The 19,678-nt window shown below is 68.2% G+C and carries 18 protein-coding genes; 7 read left to right on the forward strand and 11 right to left on the reverse strand.

All coding sequences use genetic code 11. From position 1 onward, the window contains the following. Positions 1-195: 195 nt before the first annotated feature. Entirely contained in the window at positions 196-822 is a 627-nt protein-coding gene (locus ACZ7SW_RS10480) for a TetR/AcrR family transcriptional regulator (RefSeq protein ID WP_470230133.1), read from the reverse strand. Positions 823-918: 96 nt separating this feature from the next. Between ACZ7SW_RS10480 and ACZ7SW_RS10485 the strand changes: the two genes are divergently transcribed. The 6 genes from ACZ7SW_RS10485 to ACZ7SW_RS10510 all read left to right on the forward strand — a co-directional run bounded on the left by ACZ7SW_RS10485 (position 919) and on the right by ACZ7SW_RS10510 (position 5,854). Beyond that, complete coding sequence (locus tag ACZ7SW_RS10485; RefSeq protein ID WP_470230134.1) at positions 919-1,548, forward strand: DUF5701 family protein; 630 nt, start codon at positions 919-921, stop codon at positions 1,546-1,548. Positions 1,549-1,608: 60 nt separating this feature from the next. After that, complete coding sequence (locus ACZ7SW_RS10490; protein ID WP_470230135.1) at positions 1,609-2,217, forward strand: CatB-related O-acetyltransferase; 609 nt, start codon at positions 1,609-1,611, stop codon at positions 2,215-2,217. 18 nt (positions 2,218-2,235) lie between these two features. Then, complete coding sequence (locus tag ACZ7SW_RS10495; RefSeq protein WP_470230136.1) at positions 2,236-3,075, forward strand: DUF4111 domain-containing protein; 840 nt, start codon at positions 2,236-2,238, stop codon at positions 3,073-3,075. A 350-nt stretch (positions 3,076-3,425) separates the two neighbouring features. Beyond that, entirely contained in the window at positions 3,426-4,466 is a 1,041-nt protein-coding gene (locus tag ACZ7SW_RS10500) for a DNA polymerase III subunit beta family protein (protein WP_470230137.1), read from the forward strand. Further along, entirely contained in the window at positions 4,463-4,948 is a 486-nt protein-coding gene (locus ACZ7SW_RS10505) for a hypothetical protein (RefSeq protein ID WP_470230138.1), read from the forward strand. Before ACZ7SW_RS10500 ends, ACZ7SW_RS10505 begins: the two co-directional genes overlap by 4 nt. Further along, positions 4,949-5,854, forward strand: coding sequence for a phosphotransferase (locus tag ACZ7SW_RS10510; RefSeq protein WP_470230139.1), 906 nt, complete (start codon positions 4,949-4,951; stop codon positions 5,852-5,854). A gap of 58 nt (positions 5,855-5,912) precedes the next feature. Here ACZ7SW_RS10510 and ACZ7SW_RS10515 read toward each other — a convergent pair whose 3' ends face one another. From ACZ7SW_RS10515 to ACZ7SW_RS10525, 3 genes are read right to left on the reverse strand one after another with little or no spacing between them, the layout of a single operon-like run. Further along, the gene (locus ACZ7SW_RS10515; protein WP_470230140.1) at positions 5,913-7,022 is read right to left on the reverse strand and encodes a serine hydrolase domain-containing protein; all 1,110 of its coding nucleotides are present in this window, start codon (positions 7,020-7,022) and stop codon (positions 5,913-5,915) included. Between the two features lie 23 nt (positions 7,023-7,045). Beyond that, complete coding sequence (menC, locus tag ACZ7SW_RS10520; protein ID WP_470230141.1) at positions 7,046-8,155, reverse strand: o-succinylbenzoate synthase; 1,110 nt, start codon at positions 8,153-8,155, stop codon at positions 7,046-7,048. After that, positions 8,152-9,006: a hypothetical protein gene (locus ACZ7SW_RS10525; RefSeq protein ID WP_470230142.1), complete on the reverse strand. Its 855-nt coding sequence runs from the start codon at positions 9,004-9,006 to the stop codon at positions 8,152-8,154. Before ACZ7SW_RS10525 ends, menC begins: the two co-directional genes overlap by 4 nt. 92 nt (positions 9,007-9,098) lie before the next feature. Here ACZ7SW_RS10525 and ACZ7SW_RS10530 point away from each other — a divergent pair, with 92 nt between their 5' ends. Continuing rightward, positions 9,099-10,673, forward strand: coding sequence for a PucR family transcriptional regulator (locus ACZ7SW_RS10530; RefSeq protein WP_470230143.1), 1,575 nt, complete (start codon positions 9,099-9,101; stop codon positions 10,671-10,673). Positions 10,674-11,059: 386 nt separating this feature from the next. Here ACZ7SW_RS10530 and ACZ7SW_RS10535 read toward each other — a convergent pair whose 3' ends face one another. From ACZ7SW_RS10535 to ACZ7SW_RS10565, 7 genes are read right to left on the reverse strand one after another with little or no spacing between them, the layout of a single operon-like run. Further along, positions 11,060-12,628 carry an N-acyl-D-amino-acid deacylase family protein gene (locus ACZ7SW_RS10535; protein WP_470230144.1) on the reverse strand — a complete coding sequence of 523 codons (1,569 nt, stop codon included), beginning with the start codon at positions 12,626-12,628 and terminating at the stop codon, positions 11,060-11,062. Positions 12,629-12,660: 32 nt separating this feature from the next. Continuing rightward, the gene (locus tag ACZ7SW_RS10540; protein WP_470230145.1) at positions 12,661-13,644 is read right to left on the reverse strand and encodes an ABC transporter ATP-binding protein; all 984 of its coding nucleotides are present in this window, start codon (positions 13,642-13,644) and stop codon (positions 12,661-12,663) included. Next, positions 13,641-14,606 carry an ABC transporter ATP-binding protein gene (locus tag ACZ7SW_RS10545; protein WP_470230146.1) on the reverse strand — a complete coding sequence of 322 codons (966 nt, stop codon included), beginning with the start codon at positions 14,604-14,606 and terminating at the stop codon, positions 13,641-13,643. The genes ACZ7SW_RS10540 and ACZ7SW_RS10545 overlap by 4 nt, the downstream gene beginning before the upstream one ends. Continuing rightward, positions 14,603-15,532, reverse strand: a complete 930-nt coding sequence (locus ACZ7SW_RS10550) for an ABC transporter permease (protein ID WP_470230147.1) — start codon at positions 15,530-15,532, stop codon at positions 14,603-14,605. The genes ACZ7SW_RS10545 and ACZ7SW_RS10550 overlap by 4 nt, the downstream gene beginning before the upstream one ends. Continuing rightward, positions 15,529-16,494 (reverse strand): ABC transporter permease, encoded by a 966-nt coding sequence (locus ACZ7SW_RS10555; RefSeq protein WP_470230148.1) that lies wholly within the window; start codon positions 16,492-16,494, stop codon positions 15,529-15,531. The genes ACZ7SW_RS10550 and ACZ7SW_RS10555 overlap by 4 nt, the downstream gene beginning before the upstream one ends. Positions 16,495-16,498: 4 nt before the next feature. Then, on the reverse strand, positions 16,499-18,151 hold the full coding sequence (locus tag ACZ7SW_RS10560; protein WP_470230149.1) for an ABC transporter substrate-binding protein: 1,653 nt from the start codon (positions 18,149-18,151) through the stop codon (positions 16,499-16,501). Between the two features lie 10 nt (positions 18,152-18,161). Then, positions 18,162-19,505, reverse strand: a complete 1,344-nt coding sequence (locus ACZ7SW_RS10565) for a serine hydrolase domain-containing protein (RefSeq protein ID WP_470230150.1) — start codon at positions 19,503-19,505, stop codon at positions 18,162-18,164. Positions 19,506-19,678: the final 173 nt, after the last annotated feature.

The following is a 19,678-nucleotide window of genomic DNA, read 5'->3' on the forward strand; positions in this document are numbered from 1 at the left end:
TCTCTCCCCTGGGGTGTCGCTTCGGTCGTCTCACTGAAGCGACGATCGGGACGCGGGCGGATCGACATCCCGGGGAAACTTCTTCGGGCGGGTTTCGGGAGAAGCTGGTCAGACGGCTGTTCGGCGGCAAGCGACACGTCCGGCGAGGTCAGCCGCAGCCTCGTACCAGCGGGGTCCTGCCGAACCCACGCCGAATCAAGCCACCGCGTAGTCCCCGAGCGAGGGTTCCAGCAGGTCGAACGCCTTTCCCGCCTCCTCCGCGACCGTCTTCGCGATCTCGTCGTCCGGCTGTCCGGCCAGGGTCAGTTCCTCGATCCGCTGGAACAGGATGTGGTGCACCGCCCCCAGCACCGCGGCCGCCGTCCGCACCGTGATGTCCGTCCGGGCGCTTCCCACCGCGTCCGCCAGCGCGTCGGCCAAGGCTCGCTCCCGCCGTTCGTGCAGGGCGCGCAGGCACGCCGACAACGTCGGGCTCTCGGCGATCATCCGGCTGAACTCCAGGCCCGCGAACCCGACCACCGGGTCTTTCGCGGCGACCGCGGCCTCGAACGCCCGTCGCAGCGCCGCGAGCGCGGACTCCCCGGGCTCCCGCGACGACACCGCGGCCGCCAGGGTCGCGACGAACTCGTCCTGGTGGTCCAGGACCAGGTCTTCCTTGCGGGCGAAGTAGTTGGTCACCGTCTTCTTCGCGACCCGCGCGGCCGCCGCGACCTGGGCGATCGTCGTCTCCTCGAAGCCCTGCTCCAGGAAAAGCCGCGTCGCGTGGTCGGAGATCAGCTGGCGCGTCTCCTGCTTCTTGGCTTCCCGCAGGCCTAGGTCCATCGAAAACTTACCTCCGACGTAATTTTACCTTGACACCCGTTCAGCGCCTCGGCATACTTTTACTACCGACGTAAATATAGTCCGAAGGAGAACCTCTTGTCGATCGCCGCTCTCCCGTCGCTCGCGGACCAGGCGGACCACCTGATCTCGCTGGGGGTGCCCGAGATCGCCCGGCTTTCCGCCGATGACCTGCGCACTTTCGCCGCGGACCACAGCGCCGCGGACGGCGCGCTGCTGGCGATCCACCCGGATCGGGCACCGGCGTCGGCCCTCGCGCCGCTGCTCCGCCGCGAGGGCAAAGCCGGGTTCGTCGTCACCGACATGTCGGACGTCGACCAGTTCGCGCCGCGCGACATCGACCTGCCCGACGCGCCGCTGTACCTCGTCACCGGGATCGACCGCGGCGACGAGATGGCCAACTGGACGCCCGAGGAGGCACTGCCGGCGATTGCCAAGGCCGGCCGCAGTCCGCTGCTGCTCACCGAGGGGATCCACTGGGTGCTGCACCAGCCGTCGGCGCTCGACCGCAATCATTGCTTCATGACCATCGGCTCCCGGCTGCGCAAGGAGAACGGCAAGTTCGACACCCGCACGCCGGCGCTGTGGATCAGCAACGGCACCGGCCGCGACGGAAGCGAACGGCGCAACGCGCCGAAGGTCGGCTGGTGCTGGTGGGGCAACCGGCACACCTGGCTGGGTTTCGGGTCCGCCGCCGGCCGCCGTTGAGATACCAGAACCGCACCAAGGAGATCTCTCATTTTCCCTGATCCGAACGTCCTGCACCCGATGCCCGAGCAGCCGCGGGTAGTCCTGCTCAAACCGCTGGTCACGTCGCCGCTGATCGAGGCCGGCGAGTTCTCCTACTACGACGACCCGGACGACCCGACCGCCTTCGAGACCCGCAACGTGCTGTACCACTACGGGCCGGAGAAACTCGTGATCGGCAAGTACTGCGCGCTCGGCGAGGGCGTGCGGTTCATCATGAACGGCGCGAACCACCGGATGGACGGGCCCTCGACGTTCCCGTTCCCGATCATGGGCGGCGACTGGGCAGGCCATTTCGACGTCATCACCGGCCTGCCCGGCCGCGGCGACACGGTGCTGGGCAACGACGTCTGGCTCGGCTACCGGGCGATGGTCATGCCGGGCGTCCGCATCGGGCACGGCGCGGTCGTCGCGTCCGGGGCCGTCGTGGTGGACGACGTGCCGGACTACGGCATCGTCGGCGGCAACCCGGCCAAGCTGATCCGGCGGCGCTACAGCGACGAAGACGTCGAGCGGCTGCTGGCGATCGCGTGGTGGGACTGGCCGCTGGACCACCTCACCAAGCACGTCCGCACAGTCATGTCCGGCAGCGTCGACGAACTGGCGAGGGCCGCCGCCGAACTCGCGTAACTCGGTACCGTGGCAGGCGTGCCAGCTGAGATACCAGAGGAAGTCCGCCGGAGCACTACCCTGTTCCTGTCCACAGTGGACCGATCCGCACCAGGATTGGTGACCGGTTTCTACCTGGTCGGCTCGGTCTGCTTCGGCGACTTCCACGCCCGCGGCGCCGGACGCGGGCGGCTGAGCACGGCCAGCGACATCGACTTCGTCGCAGTCACTGATCGACGCGCGGAGCCAGGTGAGATATCAGCACTGGCGCAGGCGCATGCCACGACGGTCGCCCAGTTCCCGAAACCGCATTTCGACGGATCCGTGCTCACCTGGGCCGATCTCTCCGCCGGGCCGGATGTCTGCCCGGACGTCCCGTGCGCGCAGGAGAGCCGGTTCACCGAGTCCGGCCGGGATGGCGTCAACCCGGTGATGTTCTGCGAACTCGCCAGCCGCGGCATCGCGCTGCGCGGGCCGGAACCGTCCGATGTGGACGTTTGGGCGGACCAGGATGCCTTGCGCGCGTTCACTGTCGACAACCTGAGCCGCTATTGGCGGCCGTGGTGGGAGAAGAACCGGCGGACCAGCGCGTTGTCGCTGGCGATCGGGACGAGCCCGTGGTTCCCGGTGTGGGCAGTGCTCGGGGTGAGCCGGCTGCACCATCTGCTGGCTACCGGGGAGCTGACCTCCAAGTGCGGCGCGGGACGTTATGCGGCAAGGGAATTCGACTCGCGATGGCAGCGCATCATCGCGGAGAGCTTAAGCCTGCGCACCGAAGGAGCGGAGGGCCGTCGCAGTTACCGGAATCCTTTGGCGCGACGGCGCGATACCCTCGCGTTTCTCGACGCTACGATCGACGACGCGCTCGCCTTGGCCTAGCGCACGGATCGGGCCACGCTTGGCCGGAATTGCTTGAGCAGTGTTCCGCCTCGACCGCGAACGGCGCGTGGCTCCACGCGGCGAGCTGCGGACTGACCGCCGCGGTGATGAGGTCTCCGGCCATCCCGTCCCATGCATCGACCTGTTCACTGCGCGGCTCGGCCACCCGCCCACTTCACGAGCGGAAATGGCACCCTCGACCGACCGCGCGATCCCGGCCGCCGTCCCGCCGGACAGCGCCGCCTTCTCGACCGAGTCGCTCACCTCCCCGCGCTGACACAATCGGGTAAATCCCGTGGTCAAGTGCTCCGGGTTGACCTTCAAGCTGCTTGAAGCCCGATGATGGGCCGGTGTCCACAGACGACCTGCTGACCATCGGCGCGTTCGCCCGCCGCTGCGGCCTGACTGCCAGCGCGCTGCGCTTCTACGCCGATTCCGGCCTCGTGCGGCCGATCCGGGTCGACGAGGAATCCGGCTATCGCTACTACTCCCCCGGCCAGGTCTCGGCCGCGCTGCTCGTCCGGCGGTTGCGGGAGATCGGCCTGCCGCTGGAGCGGGTCGGCGCGGTCCTCGCCGCGGAGCCGGCCGAGGCGGGACGGATCATCGACGACCACGTCGCCGGGTTGGTATCTCAGGTGCAGCGGGCACGGGAAACAGCCGCGGCGGTGAAGGCCACGCTGGGTTCGACCGCGTCGGCACCGTCGGTCCAGGTCACCGGGCCGGTGTTCACCGCCGCCGTCGAGCAGGTGCTGACCGCGACGTCGCAGGAGCTGCCGGTGCTCAACGGCGTGCACCTGGAAGTCTCCCCGGGGGCGATCGTGCTCACCGCAACCGACCGGTACCGGCTCTCGACCCGCACGCTGGTCCCGGCCGAACCGAGTGCGTCCAGTTGGACCGCGACCATCGACGCCGACGACCTCCGGCTCGCGATGCCGTGGACGCGCCGACAGCACGGGCTGCGGCTGTCCGTCCACGACGATGAGTTCTGCTTCCAGGGCGACAACGCGACGGTACGAACCTGCCGCACTGTCGCCGACGAGTTCCCCGACTACCGGCTGATGCTGGCTTCGCTGCCAGAAGTCCTTACACGGGCAGTGATATCTCGCAACGCGCTTGTGGGATGTCTGGAACGCCAATCCGCCCCGCAGGTCCAGCTGGACCTCTCCACCGCGGGCGTCCTGGTTGGGACCGAATCCATCCCCGCGGCCGTCACGGGCCCGCCGATTTCGCTCTCCTTCGCCGTGAGCACGCTGCACCCGGCGATCAGCACCGCCGTCGGTCCGGACGTGATGCTGGACGTCGCGGCCCCGCACCTGCCGGTCGTCGTGCGCTCAGCCGACGCCGGCGACCTGACCACCCTTGCCATGCCAGTGAAAGGAACTGCCGGATGACGGACACGATGGCCGAGATCACCGCCGCGGTGACGCAAGGCCGAACTGGCGCGACGGACGCCGCGCGGGCGCGCTTGCAGGAGCTGTGGGACGAGATCGGGCCGGGCGGGGATCCGTTCTACCGCTGCGTTCTGGCGCATTACCAGGCAGACTTGTTCACTGACCCGGCAGAGGCACTGGTGTGGGATATCAGAGCCCTGGACGCGGCGGCGACGGTGACCGACGAGCAGGTGCAGGCGCACGATGCCGGGCTTCGGATCGCGGGCTTCTATCCGTCCCTGCACCTGAACTTGGCCGACAACTTCCGCCGCCTCGGCTCGTTCTCCGCAGCGGCCGAGCAGATCGCGGCAGCGCGAAATCGTCAGGACGTGCTCGCCGACGACGAGTACGGTGCGATGATCCGACGGGCGATCGACGGTGTCGCGGAAGCGATCGAACGCCGGTCCACCGAACGACGCACAACGGCACCAGGAGTCGAATAGTTGGAACAATTGCTGTCGGAATGGTGCCTTACGCACCTCGGCACCGCCCCGGTCGACGTGCTGTTCGAGGCACGACAGGTCTCGGCAGTGCATGGCCTGCGCCTCGAAGACGGTCGGACGGTCGTGGTTAAAGCCCGCCCGGACGACGGCCGCGCCATCGCATGCGTCGCCGCGCAAACTCAACTGGCTTCGCAAGGTTTTCCCTGCGCACGACCGCTGACACCGGTCGTCATGGTCAGTTCCTTGGCGGTGCACGCCGAGGAATACCGCCCCGGCGGCGAAGTGATTCCCGGGGATTCGCCGGAGATCGCGTCGCGTTACGCCGAGGTGTTCGCCCTGCTGCTGGCAACCCTCGACGGGATCTCCGTCAAGCCGCCGCTGCCGAACCCACGCTGGCTGCGCTGGGATCACGCCGACCCCGGTCTGTGGCCGGCGATCGGCTTCCTGGACGAACGAGACCAGCACTCCGTGCCCGAGGAGATCACCAAGACCGCGGACCGGGCCCGGCGCCGGCTGCTCGCCGCCGATCTGCCGAACGTCCTCGGCCACGGAGATTTCGAAGCGCAGAACCTCCGCTGGGATACCAGCGAGGGCTGGACGGTACATGACTGGGACAGCCTGGCATGGCAACCGGAAGCAGCACTGGCGGGAGCGGCGAGCGGAATGTTCCCGAGCACCGTCCCGCCGGCGCTGGCGCCGATCGAAAGTTCCGCGGCCTTCCTGGAGTCCTATCAGGACTTTCGTGGCCGCCGGTTCTCCTCAGCTGAACAGGAAGTCGCGTGGGCGGCCAGCTTGTGGCCAGCGGCGCACAACGCCAGGTGGGAAGCGCTGCATGGAGATCCGCCGAGGTGCGGAGACGCGCTTCGGGAGCAGGCTGCTGAGCGTCTTCGTCTCGCGAACGCCTGACCCCGGTTGGGATCCGGGCGGTTGCCGCGCTGGGGGACGCCGCAACCGCCCGGAGGCGTTACCGGAGGTCGCGGACCAGCGCGCCCACGATCGCGTCCATCCGGTCTGATTGGGCTTTCGAATAGTCCGCCGTGTCGATGAACACCGTCACCGAGCGCTTTCCGTCCTCCGTCACCGCATTGCGGAAGTCGTGGCCGCTGGCCATGCCGCCGCTGTGGCCCCAGGTCGGGAAGTTCGGCGTCAGTTCATACCGCTGCAGGCCCAGACCGTATCCCTCGCCCCCGTCGTCCAGGACGGTCTTTTTCATCTCTGCCAGCTGCGCGGGCGGCAGGAGTTTTCCGCCCAGCAGCGAGGTCCAGAATTTCGTCGTGTCCGCGCCGGTGGAGATCAATTCGCCGGAGGCGTCGGCTTCGGAGACGTTCCATTCCGTGGTGTCGACGCCGTCGGTGTAGGACCGCAGATCCGGTTCGTCGATCGTGGTTTCGTCGCCGGGCCAGTAGGTTTCGTGCAGGCAGAGCGGTTTGATGATCCGTTCGGTGAGTTCGGTGCCGATGCTGCGGCCGGTCACCTTCGTGACCACCATTCCGGCCAGGTTGTAATTCGTGTTGGAGTACGCGAAACCGGACGGGGCGCGGTCAGGCGGAGCGAGAGGAAGGGCCTGTTTGACGGTCTGGATCGGGTCGAAGTGGTCCCAGCGGTGTGCCTGGTCGTCCTCCCAGAACGGCGAGTCCAGGTAGTCCGGCAGGCCGCTCGTCTGCTGCAGCAACTGCCGGACGGTGATCTCGCGGCCGTCGTAGCGGGCGGTGCGGATCAGGCCGGGCAGGTAGTGGTCGACGGTTTCGTTCAGGCTGATTTTGCCCTCGGCGACCAATTGCAGCACGACTACCGCGGTCCAGGTTTTCGTGTCGCTGCCGATTCTGGAGTGTTCGTCGCCGGTGATCGCGCGGCCGGTCGCGGTGTCGGCTTTTCCGACGCCGCCTTTCCACAGGCCGCAGTCCGGGCTCTGCGTGGTCAGGACGATTCCGGGGAGACCGACCTTTTTCAGGCCGTCCAGCGCGGTTTGGATGGGTTTCGCGGAACACGCGGCCGCTGAAGCGGTGGTCGTCGGCGCGACCGCCAATGCCGCGGTCACCGCCACCGCCGCGGCGGCGCTGGTCCAAGCTCGCATGTCGTCTCCTTCTGCTGGAATCTTCAGACTGCGAAGAGCGTTTGCGAAGCGACGGTGTGCCGGTGCAGCGCGGCCGGATCGACAGCGACGCCGCCGCCCGGACCGTCTGGAATGGACAGACAACCGTCTTCGAGTTCGAACGGCGCGGTGAGATCGGTGGCGTAGTACCGGCTCGACGCTGAGATATCATTCGGCAGCACGAAACCCGGCAGCGCGGCGAGGGCGAGGTTCTGCGCGCGGCCGATGCCGGTTTCGAGCATTCCGCCGCACCACACCGGGATTCCGTGCGCGGCACACACGTCGTGGATCCGCCGTGCTTCGAGGTAACCGCCGACGCGGCTGGGTTTGACGTTGATGATCCGGCACGCTCCCAGCCGGATCGCGAACGCGGCGTCGCGGGCGGAGCAGATCGATTCGTCCAGGCAGAGCGGGGTGCGCAGGAGTTTCGCGAGTTCGACGTGCCCGCCGAGGTCGTCCGCGGCGAGCGGCTGTTCGAGCTGGACCAGGCCGAACTCGTCCAGCCGGCGCAGGTGGTCGGCGTCGGAGAGGGAGTAGGCGGTGTTCGCGTCGGCCTGCAACACCAGGCCGGTGCCGAACTCGGCGCGGACCGCGCGCACTGGTTCGAGGTCCCAGCCGGGCTCGATCTTCAGTTTGATCCGGACGTACCCCTCGGCCAGATACCCGGCGACGGTGTCGATCAATTCCGTTACAGTGTCGGTGATTCCGACGGAAACTCCGGCCTGGATGCGATCGCGCACACCGCCGAGGCAGGTCGACAACGGCATCGAGTAGGCGCGGCATTCGGCGTCGAGGATCGCGGTTTCGAGCAGTGCTTTCGCCAGCGGATTGCCCTTGACCGGAGCCATCGCGCCCGCGACCCGGGCGGCGGTCAAACGCGTCACGGCGGTCACGCGCGGGACGAGATGGTCGCGCAGAATTCGTTCGGCCCCGACGGCGAATTCCGGGCTGTACACCGGTTCCGGGTCACCGCCGAATTCCGCCCAGCCCTCGCTGACGTCGGTCACCACGTGCAGCAAGAGAGTGTTGCGTTCGGTGTCCACCGAGCACGAAGTCCGAAATGGACGGACGAGCGGGAGGCTGACCTCGATCAGGTCGATCCGTTCGATTTTCACGCCCGCGTCCCTTCGGTCAAGTGATACCAGCCGGATCGGCTGAACCCGGTCGCCGTGTAGCCCTCGGCGAACAGCGGGACGAGAGCGTCCCGGATCGCGTAACGCCACTCGGCGCCCAGCCGTGCGTCCAAGCGGCGCAGGCCCACGATGTCGTCCGGGACCCGGCACCAATACCCGGAACCGTCGCGGACCAGGAAAGGTTCGCCGTCGGGCGCGCGGCGCGGGTCGATCTCCGCGGTCGTCAGGTCCGGGCCGGAAAGCCGGGCGGGGTTCGGTTCGCGCAGCGGCCACACGGCGGTGAACCGGTCGGTTTCGTCCGCCCCGTTGACACCGTCCTCGATCTGACCGTAAAAGTCCACTGTGTACTCGGTTCCGCGCGCGCCGAGCTTCGCCAGGTTGAAATGCGCGTTGCGGCTCACCAGCGGGTCAAAGGTCCAGACCATTGTTTCCGCACCCTGGTCGAGTGCCCATACCCGCTGCGCCTGCTTGAGCGCGAAGCCCACTCCGCGGTCACTCGCGCGCGCCGCGGCGATCAGCGAATAGACCGAGCGCGTCACGGGCGGGCAGAAAATCAGCGCCGAGGCCGCCTGGATGCCGTCGTCGTCAGCCGTGTAATGCACCGCGCCGCCCGCGTGGACGACGGCGCGCAGTGCGTCGGCGCCGAACGGAGCCTGGGATTTCGGCGTCTGCCACACCTGGGCGAGGAACCGCGACACCGCTTCGAGCGTCCGGACGTCGTCGGCCAGCCGGATCCGGACGTCGGCCCGGGTCGCGGCGCGCAGGGCGGTCGAGACGGCCGCGTCCGGGGCCGGGGGGAGTACGGTCGCGGGTGCGCCTGGTGGAACGTGCATGCTGACAGCCTCGCGGCCGGATCGTCCGGGTGCGTGCAGTGCCGGTCCAGAGATTCCGCGGATGTTTTGTGCGTCTGGCTAAAGAGGTGAAGATGCTCGATCCGGAGGTGCCCGATCTCGGGCAGGTCCTCGACGCGCTCGGCGCTTCGCTGCTGCAGCCGGTCACCCCGCTGCCGGAGCGGCCGGTGCCGGTGTCCGGCGTGCTCATCCACGAGCGGCGCGGCGGCGCGCCGCCGGGGCAGGACACGATCCTGCTCGCGGTCGGGGCCGATCCGGCCGAAGCGAAAGATCTCCTCAACTCGGCCGTGGGATATTCAGCGCTGGTGGTGAAAAGCTTCGGCGAACCGCTCACCGAGCTTTCCGACGCCGCGCAGGACGCCGGGGTCGTGCTGCTCGCCGCCGACGAAGCCGTGCCCTGGCACCACCTCGAGGCAATGCTCTCCTCGGCGCTCGCACCCGCCGTGCGCACGCCCGGCGCGCCGGCCGCCGGCGATCTGTTCGCGCTGGCCAACGCCATCGCCGGGATGGTCGGCGGCGCGACCACCATCGAAGATCCCAACCGGCGGATCCTGGCGTACTCGACGCTGCCCGGCCAGCCCATCGACGACGGCCGCCGCCAGGGCATCCTCGGGCTGCAGGTGCCGGAGGTGCCGGTTTTCTACGACGACCAGTACCGCGAACTCGCGCGGGTGCGGCGGACCTGCCGGTTTCCCTCGCTCCCCGACGGACTGCCCCGGCTCGGCGTCGCGGTGCGCGCGGGCAGCGAGATGCTCGGGTCGATCTGGGTGGTCGACGCCGAGGACAGCCTCGACGAGGCGGCCGAGCAAGCGCTCTTCAACGCCGCCGAGATCGCCGCGCTGCACCTGCTGGCCGCGCGCACGGCGGTCGATGTGGTTCGCCGTCGGCGCGCTGACCTGCTGCAACGCCTGCTGGCCGACCCGAGCAGCGTCACCGCCGTCGCCCCGCAGCTCGGCTTGGACCCGGACGTGCCGGTCGCGGTCGCCGCGTTCACCGTCACCGATCCCGAAGACGTGCTGGCCGCTCACGCGGCGACGCGGCTGGCCGATCTGGTGAGCCTGCACTGCGAGGCGCACTACGGACGGCACGGCTGCGCGCTGATCGACGGGACCGTCTACGCGCTGCTGCCCAAGGGTCCCGCGCACCGCGAACTGGTCGCCGACATCGCCCGGCGAGCGCACGGCGCGTTGCGGATGCCGGTGCAAGCGGGCCTCGGCGCGACGGTTCCCGGGCTCCGGTCGATCGCGTCCTCCCGGGCCGACGCCGACCTGGTCCTGCGGACGCTGGCGGAACAACGGACCTCGCCGGAACCGTGCCAGGTGGCGGCGATCGAGGAGGTCTGGGCCGGGGCGACGCTGTCGGTGCTGGCGCAGATCCTGGCCGGAGACGCCGCTTTGCCGCAGCGGCTGGGTCCGGCGGTGCGGGCGCACGACGTCGAGCACGGGACCACTTACGCGCCGACGATCCTGGCGTATCTCGACACGAACGGCGACATCGCCGCCGCCTCGACGCGGTTGTCGGTGCATCCGAACACGATCCGGTACCGGCTTTCGCGGGCGGAGGAGATCTTCGGGTTCGATCTGGCGGATCCGGACGAGCGACTGGTGCTGTGGCTGCGGTTGCGGTTGGGGGATCAGCTCGGGTGGTAGGGCCGGGGGTGGGTCCGGTTTGGATGGGCGGGCTGGGCTTGGTTTGGGGAGTGGCTAACCTGGCTGCGGCACCGGCGAACGGCTTGGGTGGGAGGCAGGTCGGCGGGGCCCGGCGCTGAAGCTGTCCGGATGCACCGCGCTGGCTCAGGTTCGAGGATCAGCTCACCGGCAATCCTCACTGCGGCACCGGCAAATGACTCGGGTCGGAGGCAGACCGGCAAGGCCCGGCGCTGAAACAGCCCGGATGCGCCACGCCCGCTCAGGTTCGAGGTTCAGCTCAGCTGGCAAAGCCCACCACCGCCCCGGGGAACGGCTCGGCCGGGACACAAGCCGCCCGAATCCGCCGCTGAGCTGGTCCGCACCAACCCTGCGCCCCCTTCCCTCCCCTACCGTCCCCGCCGCACCGCGCGCCCGGCCAAGATCCCGGTCGGTTTGCCGTCCTGCAGCGCTGGCTGTCCGTTCACCAGCACATGCCGCATCCCGTCGGCGTAGCGGTGCGGGTCCAGATAGGTAGCGTTGTCCTGCACGGCCGCCGGATCGAATACGGTCACGTCCGCGAACGCGCCCGGCCGCAGCACGCCTCGATCGGTCAGGCGCAGGTTCGCGGCGGGCAGGCTCGTCATCCGCCGCACCGCTTCTTCCAGTGGCAGCACGCCTTCCCGGACCCAAGGGCCGAGCACTCGTGCGAAGGCGCCGTACGTCCGGGGATGGGTGGACGTCTCCGTGAACGGCGCCTCCGCCGGGATCGCCTCGGAGTCGGTGCACACCGAAACCCACGGTTGTTTCAGTGCGCGCCGCGTGTCCGCCTCCGAGGCGGTGAACAGGGCGACCATCAGCTTCGGTTCGGCCGCGACGAGGTCCAGCAGGGTGTCGAGCGGATCTCCCCCGCGACTGGCCTCGGCGAGCGTCTGACCCGGCGCAGCGGTGCCCGAACCGCACAGCAGCAGAATTCCCTCCGCACCACCGGATCCGAGGTACAGGTTCTCCCAGTCCTGGCGAGGCTCGAGAATGGCGGCTTTGATCTCCGCGCGGATCGACGGGTTCGCGATGCGCGCGGCCAGCTCGCCACCGTCGTGGAAACGCGGCGGGATGAAGGCGGAGAGGAAGGTCGAGCCCGCGGCGTACGGGTAGATGTCCGCGGTGATGCCGAGTCCGTCCGCGCGCGCCTGCTGGACCCTGTCGAGCACGGTGGACATCAACGGCCAGTTCTGTTGTCCAGATGCCTTCAGGTGATATATCTCTGCCCGCGCAGAGGATTCCCGGGCGATCCGGATCAGCTCGTCGACCGAATCGACCAGCCGGTCCGACTCGCCGCGGATGTGCGAGATGTACAGCGCGTCGTGCTTGGCCAGCACTCGGGCGTACGCGATCAGCTCCTCGGTGGACGCGTAGCTGCCCGGTGCGTAGATCAACGCGGATCCCACCCCGAGCGCGCCGGCCGCGAGTTCCTCGTCCAGCAACACGCACGCGGCGGTCAGCTCGTCCTCGGTGAGCGGGCGGTCTTCGTTGCCCGCGAAGGGCATCCGGAGGTTTTCCGCGCCGACGAAGCTGCCGATGTTGAGCCCGATACCGCTGAGGTCGGTCAGGAAGTCGTCGAGCCGGGGCCAGCTGGTTCGCATGCCGTACAACGGCGGTTCGGCGGCGACGAGGTCGGTCATCCGGCCGGTGACCGGGCCCATCGAGCGGCCTTCGCCGAAGATCTCAGTGGTGATGCCCTGATATATGTCAGACAATCCGCGCGGATCCAGCTGGAGGGTTTCGTAGGCGTGGCTGAGCACGTTGATGAATCCCGGTGCCACCACGCAACCCTCGGCGTCCAGGACCGGAGCGTCAGCGTCCCGGACGTCGCCGATCGCCTCGATCCGGTCCCCGGTGATCGCTACGTCCGCGCGCCGGGCAGAGGTTCCGGTGCCGTCGAGTACTGAGCCACCTCGGAGGACTAGATCGGCGGGCATAGTGTTCCTTTCCTTGGGCGCGCGGGGCAGGATCAGACGTGCAGACATGCGGTTTCGTGGCCGTCGGCCGAGACCAGCGGCGGGTCGGTGCGTTCGCAGTCGTCGGTGCCGACGGGGCAGCGCGAGCGGAATCGGCAGCCGGGCGGGATGTCGACCGGGTTTGGTGTCTCGCCGGTCAGCAGCTGAGGTTTCGCTTGCTGATCCCGGTCCCGTCGCGGGACTGCCGACAGCAGTGCCTTCGTGTAGGGATGTTGCGGGTTGTGCACGACCTCCCGTGCCGGTCCCTGCTCGACGATCCGGCCCAGGTACATGACCACGATCCGGTCGGCGAAATGCGCGGCGGTGGACAAGTCGTGGGTGATCATCAGGATCGCGGTGTCCTGGCCCTTCCGCAGGGTGTCCAAAAGGGACAGCACTCCGGCGCGTACCGAAACGTCCAACATGGACACTGGTTCGTCGGCGAGCAGGACGTCCGGGTCGAGCACCAGTGCGGCCGCGATGGCGACGCGTTGCCGTTGACCACCGGACAGTTCGTGCGGGTAGCGGTCCAGGAAGGCTTCTGCCGGAGAGAGTCCGCTGCGTTCCAGTGCTTCCCCGGCGAGCGTTGTTCGTTCCGCTTTGGACCCGCCGATACCGTGGATCAGCATCGGCTCGGCGAGGATGTCCCGCACCCGGCAGAGCGGGTCGAGCGATTCGTACGGGTCCTGGTAAATCATCTGGACCCGTCGCCGGACGGAACGCAACCGGCGTTCCGACAATCCGGTGATCGCGTTGCCCTCCAGCCGGACAGTACCGCCGGTCGGGGGAACCAGGCCGCAGATCGCTGCCGCCGTAGTGGATTTCCCGCAGCCGGACTCGCCGACGACGGCGACCATCTCGCCGCGTCCGAGCCGGAAGCTGATGCCGTCCACGGCATGCACGACGCTGCGCGGACGTCGAGCCAGCGTATCTGCGACGCTGCGGCGCATCGGGTAGTGGATCGAGAGGTCGTCGACCTCCAGCAACGCCTCGGTCATGCCGGCACCACGCTCTCGGTATGGAAACACGCCGCGCGATGCCCCGGACCGGCCGTGGTCAAAAGCGGGAGTTCGGCAGCGCAGCGGTCCATCGGGACATCACAGCGCGGACGGAACGGACAGCCGACGATCTCGGTGTCCAAGCGCGGTGGCGCGCCAGGAATCGAGACGACCGGTTCGTCGCCGTAGAGGTCCGGCGTGGCGGAGAACAACAGCCGCGTATAGGGATGCTGGGACTCCCAGCTCAACTGATCCGCCGGGCCCTCTTCTACCATCTTTCCGGCGTACATTACCGCGGCACGGTGGCAGACTTGAGATACCAACGGCAGGTCGTGGGTGACCAGGACCAGCGCCATGCCGAGTTCGTCGGTCAGCCGGGTCAGCAGTTCCAGGATCTGCGCCTGCACCATCACGTCGAGCGCGGTGGTCGGCTCGTCGGCGAGCAGCACCTTCGGCTCACAGGCCAGCGCCATCGCGATCGACAGCCGCTGCCGCATGCCGCCGGAGAACTCGTGCGGGTACCGGTCAGCCGCCACAGCTGGGATACCAACCAGCTCCAGCAATTCCCGCGCTCGCTCGCGCGCCTTCGCCCGGCGCGCGATGCCGTGGCAGAGCATCGGTTCGGCGATCTGCCAGCCGACCGTCTTGACCGGGTTGAGCGCGTTCATCGCGCCCTGGAACACCATCGCGATGTCCCGCCACCGGTGCCCGCGCATGGATTCCTCGCCGCCGGCCAAGATCTCCGAACCGGCGACGGAAACGCTGCCCGCGACGGTCGCGGTCGGCGGCAGCAATCCCAGCAACGCCAGGATCGTCGTCGACTTCCCGCAGCCGGATTCGCCGACCAGCCCGTACCGCTCGCTCGCGGCCAGCGAGAAACTCACCCCGTTCACCGGATGCACCCGACCGCCGTCCGGCAGGTCGAACCACACGTGCAAATCCTTGCACTCCAAGACGTTCATCGGGCGTCCCCTCCCCTTCCGGCCAGTACCCGCACCCGCCACCGGCGTCCGGACAAATGGGAAACCTTGAGCCGGGGGTTCAGTGCGTCCTCGATGGCCCGGCCGAGCAGGAAGCAGCCGATGCTCACCGCGGCGATCACGAATCCGTCCGGCACGATCGCCCACCAAGCCCCGGAACTGATCGCGGTACGGGCGAAAGCGTGTTCCAGGATCGTGCCCCAAGTCGTGACGCTCGGGTCTTCCAAACCGAGAAATGCCAACGCTGTCTCCAGATAAATCGCGACCGAAACGGTCAGCACGGTGTTGGCGATCAGCAGCGGACCCGCCTGCGGCAGGATGTGCCGCACGATCACCCGCGTGTTGCTAGCGCCGAGGCCGCGCGCCCGTTTGACGTAAGCCCGTTCGCGCAACGACATGACTTCCGCGCGCACGATCCGCGCGGTCGTCGTCCATTCCAGCAGGCCGATCACCAGGATCACGTGGAACAGGCTCGGCCCCCACACCGCCGCGATCACCATGGCCAGCACCAAATCCGGCAGCACCAGCAGCACGTCGGTGAGGCGCATCAGCACCGCGTCGACCCAGCCGCCGAAGTACCCGGACAGGATCCCGACCGTGCCGCCGAGCAGCATCGCGACGAGCGTCGCCGCGAATCCGACGACGAGTGACGTCTGCCCGCCGCGCATCAGCAGCGACAGCATGTCCACGCCACCGTCGTCGCAGCCGAGCCAATGGTGCACCGATGGCGGTTCGAAAACCGCGCAGGACCGTTCGGTGATGCTGTACGGCGCGAGGTAGGGCGAAACAACGGCCAGCACTACGAAAAGACCGAGAATAACGAGACCGGCGATCGCGGTTTTGTGCTCCCGCAGTACTTTTCGAAAGATACCCGTGCGCCGCAGTTCAGCCGGGGCGACAGTGGTCATGCGCTGACTCTCCGATCAAGGCGGAAGTAGACCAGGTCGGCCAGGAAGTTCAGCAGGATCACCGACACCGTCAGGAGCAGGAACCCGCCTTGCACCATCGGGTAATCGCGCTGGCTGAGCGCGGTGTAGGTGGCCATGCCGATGCCCGGCCAGCTGAAGATCACCTCGATCAGCACCGCGCCGCCGACGACGTAGCCGAGATCGAGGGCGACCATGGTGACCATCGGCAGCATCGCGTTCCGCACCGCGTGCTGCCAGACCACCCGCCGGTCCGAAAGCCCTTTGGCGCGCGCGGTGAGCACATAGTCCTCGCCGAGGGTTTCCAGCATCGAGGAGCGCACCACCAGCGTGTAGCCGCCGTACGCGGTGAGGATGAGCGTGACCGTCGGCAGCACCATGTGACTCGCCACGTCCCCGATGTTCTGCCAGAACGGCGGGCTGTCGAACAGGAACAGGTCCGACATCCCGCCTGCCGGAAGTATCCCAGCGAACAGGATCAGCAATACCAACCCGAGCCACTGGGACGGGAACGAGTACACCAGCGTCGCGATCCCGGTGTTGAGGTGGTCCAGCGCGGAATTCCGCCGCCACGCCGCGATCACCCCGGACAGGATGCCGAGCACGATCGCGCCGAGCGTCCCGACACCGGCCAGCAGCACAGTGTTCTTGAGATCCTCGACCAGCAGATGGGTCACCGGTTGCTGATACGTGAACGACACGCCGAGGTCGCCGTGCAGCAGGTTCTTGAGGTAGATCAGGTATTGGTCCCATTTGGACTTGTCGAGTCCGAAGCGGACCATCAGCGCGTGCTGCAGTTCCGGGGTCGCGTGCGGCACCCGGGACAGGTTGGTCACCGCGTCGCCGGGCAGGACCCGGAAGAGGAAGAAGTTCGCGGTGACGGTGAGAAAGATGGTCACCACAGTAAAAACGCCGCGGCGGAGCAGATAGTCGAGACTGCGCATCGGGTCAGCCCGCCTTTCGCACGGACAACAGCGGGAGCTTCGACTCCGACGAGAACGACGCCCCGCCCACCGGTGTCAAACCGGTCCAGGACGACGAGTGCGCTTCGAGCGCGTCCGGGTAGTCGAGCACGAGCAGCGGACGCTCGCGTGCGGCCAGCTGCTGCATCCGGTTCACGACGTCGTGCCGGTCCGCGGGGTTCATCGCCTCGCCCTGCTGGCTGTAGAGGTCGTCCCATTCCTTGCCGCAGTAGCCGGTGTCGTTGAGGATTCCCTGGCTGGCGCAGGTGAGGTAGTTGAGCGTGTCGTCCGGGTCGCTGGTGCCGCCGCTCCAGCCCCACATGGTCATCGCGAAGTCCTGCGATTTGTTCGCCATCGCCGCCTCGTTGGCCGCCGCGTTGTCCAGCAGCCGCGGTTCGAGCCGGACGCCGATTCGCTCGAAATCGCCTCGAATGATCTGGAATGAGCGAAGCCCGGCACCGCTGTAGGTGTCCTCGGGCAGGATGATCGGGTAGTCCATCGGGTGATCGCCGGCGATCCGGACGCCGTCCGGGCCTCGCCGGTAACCGGCCTGGTCGAGCAGCCGGTTGGCTAGGTCCAGGTCGAACGACGGGGGTTTGATCGAGCTGTCCGTCCAATCCGCGGTGCCGGGTGCGATCACCGCGCCTCCCGGTTTGCCGTGGCCGAGCAGCGAGGTCTTCACGATCTCGGCCCGGTTGATCGCGTGGTCGAGCGCTTCGCGCAGCAGCGGGTTGGTCAATTCCCGGTGCGCCGCTTGCTGTTTCGGGTTCGTGTTGACCGTGATGCTGTCGAATCGCATGCCCGGCGAGGAAAGCACCTTGAACCCGGACGATTCGAGATTGCCCACTGAGGTGGCTGGCACGCTTTGCACGGCGTCGAGCTGATGGCTCTTCAGCGCGGTGATCATCGCGTCGTCGGTGCTGAAGAACTGGATGCCGAACCCGGCGATATGCGGTTTCGGGCCGTAGTAAGCGGGATTCCGCTTGAACAGCGCGATCTGTTTCGGTTGGTGTTTGACCAGGACGAACGGTCCGCCGGACACGATGGGCGCGGTGTTCGGGAACGTAGTCAGCGCCTCGCCCTTGCCTTCGGCGTACTTCTGCCAGATGTGCCGGGGCAGGATCGGGACGCTCATCAGTCTGCTTAGGACATTGGAAACCGGATTGGCGTAGTGCAGCACCACCGTGTTCGCGTCCGGCGCGGTCGCGCTGTCGAGGTTGACCACGTAACTGGCGAGACCGGCGGTCGGGCCGTCCTGGAATTTCACGATCGTGCTGAGCGTCCACGCGACGTCAGCGGCGGTGAGCGGCTCGCCATCGGACCAGCTGGCCCCGGGGTGAGTGTGGAAAGTCCAGGTTTGGCCATCCTCGGAAGTGCTCCAGTCGGTAGCGAATTCCGGGACGTACTTGTCGTTCGGGTCGAGCTGCACCAGGGTCGGGTAGATCTGCTCGAACACCGAAAACGCCATGCTGACTACGGAAACGAACGGGTTGAGCGAGTCGACCGGCTGGTTGGCGCCGAAGCGGAAGACGCCGCCGTCGGCGGTTTCGCTCTCGGCCTGGCCGCACGCGGTAACGGTGCCGGCGGCCAGCGCCACGGCCAGCAGCGCCGCTGCCGCGCGGCGGAAACGGTTTCTCATCAAGGGCCGCCTAGGGCGTGAAGGTGCGGTAGAGCGGGCATCCGGAGTAGTCGGCGCGGACCGCGACCCCGTTGAGCACGACGTCGAACTTCAGCCGTTCCGGGAGCCGTTCGTCCTCGCCGACGCGGAAGGAGCCGTCCGGGAGCGGGACGAGTTCGTCCGGCGGACCGCCGGTGACCGACACCCACAATCGGTTGCCGTGGGCGTAGACGTGCAAATTGGACAGCCATGGGTTGTGGCAGCGGTAGTGCCCGACGACCTCGGCCCAGTGCGCGGGCGGGTCTTCCGGGGTCGGCAGCACCGGACGTTTCCGTTCTGGCAGCACGAATTCCGGCACCGAGCCGCCGCCGAGCGCGGCTCGCGTCGCGGCGACGAGGTGGACGACTGTCTCCTGCCACGGGCCCGCGCCGTTGGCCAGCACGACGGCCCCGATCCCCGCGTCGACATCGCACGCGATCGCGGCGTAGTAGCCGAGCATGCCGCCGGTGTGCCAGACGTGCGGACGGCCGTCGAACTCGCCGACCATCATGCCAAGGCCGTACGAACAGTCTTCGTCCTCGATCAGGATCTCGGGGCGGCACAGGTCGCCCGCCAGTGATCCGCCGTTCAGCAACAGGCGCAGCCACGCGGTCATGTCGCGGGCGGTCGAGACGACGCTGCCGTCCGCGGTGGCGGTCTCGATCCACGTCGCCGGGACCACGCCGTCTTCGCGGACCGGGACCCTGTCGTCATAGCGCGGTTCATATCCCACGGCACTGCGAACTCGTATCTCATGGGTGATCGCTGGGATGGCAGCCGGCATCCCCAGCTCGGCCAGGAAGTCGCCGAGAAGTTCCTGATACGGCCGTTGGTATATCACCTCCAGCACCAGTCCGAGCGCCTTGTAACCGGAGTTCGAGTAGTGGAACCAGGTCCCCGGCGGCGTCGTGGCTTCGGTGTCGCGCAGCGCCCAGACCTCGAAGGCGGAGTCGCCGGAGACGTCGGTGCCCGCGATGATCCCCGCGGTGTGCGACATCAGGTGGCGCACGGTGATCGGCGCGTGCGCGGACCGCACGGAGAACCACGGCAGGTACTCGGTCACCGGACGGTCCAGGTCGACCAGCGCGGCGTCGCGCGCCCGCAGCAGCAGCGCGGCGGTCATGCCTTTGGAGATCGAGCCGATCTGGAACAGCGTGTCCTCGGTCGCCGGCCGAGCGGCGGCCAGATCGGCGTGTCCGAACGCGCCGGACGCGAGGATCCCGTCGCGGCCGGTGACCGCCATCGAGAGTCCGGCGGCGAAGGACCGTTCGTGCAACGCGGTGCGGCAGGCCTGGTGAAGAGCCTCGTCCACGGCCTGGGGCAGGGGCGGCGTCATGTGCTGGAAACCTCCGGGACCTCGGTGTCCCGACCACGGCGGGTCGATGGGCGCCAGTATCGATCCGGCCGGATCGCGGCAGCCTTGGACGAGAGCCCAGAGATTCGGCCCGGGACTTGTGCCGGTCGCCAAAGCAGTGCCCGGACCGCCGTCCGGCGACGGCGGCCCGGGCA

The sequence above is a fragment of the Amycolatopsis sp. NPDC114484 genome (genome assembly GCF_055633755.1).

Bases quoted from the DNA above. Each gene is read 5' to 3' on its own strand.
- ACZ7SW_RS10480 (WP_470230133.1), bottom strand. From the start codon at position 822: ATGGACCTAGGCCTGCGGGAAGCCAAGAAGCAGGAGACGCGCCAGCTG.
- ACZ7SW_RS10490 (WP_470230135.1), top strand. From the start codon at position 1,609: ATGCCCGAGCAGCCGCGGGTAGTCCTGCTCAAACCGCTGGTCACGTCG.
- ACZ7SW_RS10505 (WP_470230138.1), top strand. From the start codon at position 4,463: ATGACGGACACGATGGCCGAGATCACCGCCGCGGTGACGCAAGGCCGA.
- ACZ7SW_RS10515 (WP_470230140.1), bottom strand. From the start codon at position 7,022: ATGCGAGCTTGGACCAGCGCCGCCGCGGCGGTGGCGGTGACCGCGGCA.
- ACZ7SW_RS10525 (WP_470230142.1), bottom strand. From the start codon at position 9,006: ATGCACGTTCCACCAGGCGCACCCGCGACCGTACTCCCCCCGGCCCCG.
- ACZ7SW_RS10530 (WP_470230143.1), top strand. From the start codon at position 9,099: ATGCTCGATCCGGAGGTGCCCGATCTCGGGCAGGTCCTCGACGCGCTC.
- ACZ7SW_RS10535 (WP_470230144.1), bottom strand. From the start codon at position 12,628: ATGCCCGCCGATCTAGTCCTCCGAGGTGGCTCAGTACTCGACGGCACC.
- ACZ7SW_RS10540 (WP_470230145.1), bottom strand. From the start codon at position 13,644: ATGACCGAGGCGTTGCTGGAGGTCGACGACCTCTCGATCCACTACCCG.
- ACZ7SW_RS10545 (WP_470230146.1), bottom strand. From the start codon at position 14,606: ATGAACGTCTTGGAGTGCAAGGATTTGCACGTGTGGTTCGACCTGCCG.
- ACZ7SW_RS10550 (WP_470230147.1), bottom strand. From the start codon at position 15,532: ATGACCACTGTCGCCCCGGCTGAACTGCGGCGCACGGGTATCTTTCGA.
- ACZ7SW_RS10555 (WP_470230148.1), bottom strand. From the start codon at position 16,494: ATGCGCAGTCTCGACTATCTGCTCCGCCGCGGCGTTTTTACTGTGGTG.
- ACZ7SW_RS10560 (WP_470230149.1), bottom strand. From the start codon at position 18,151: ATGAGAAACCGTTTCCGCCGCGCGGCAGCGGCGCTGCTGGCCGTGGCG.
- ACZ7SW_RS10565 (WP_470230150.1), bottom strand. From the start codon at position 19,505: ATGACGCCGCCCCTGCCCCAGGCCGTGGACGAGGCTCTTCACCAGGCC.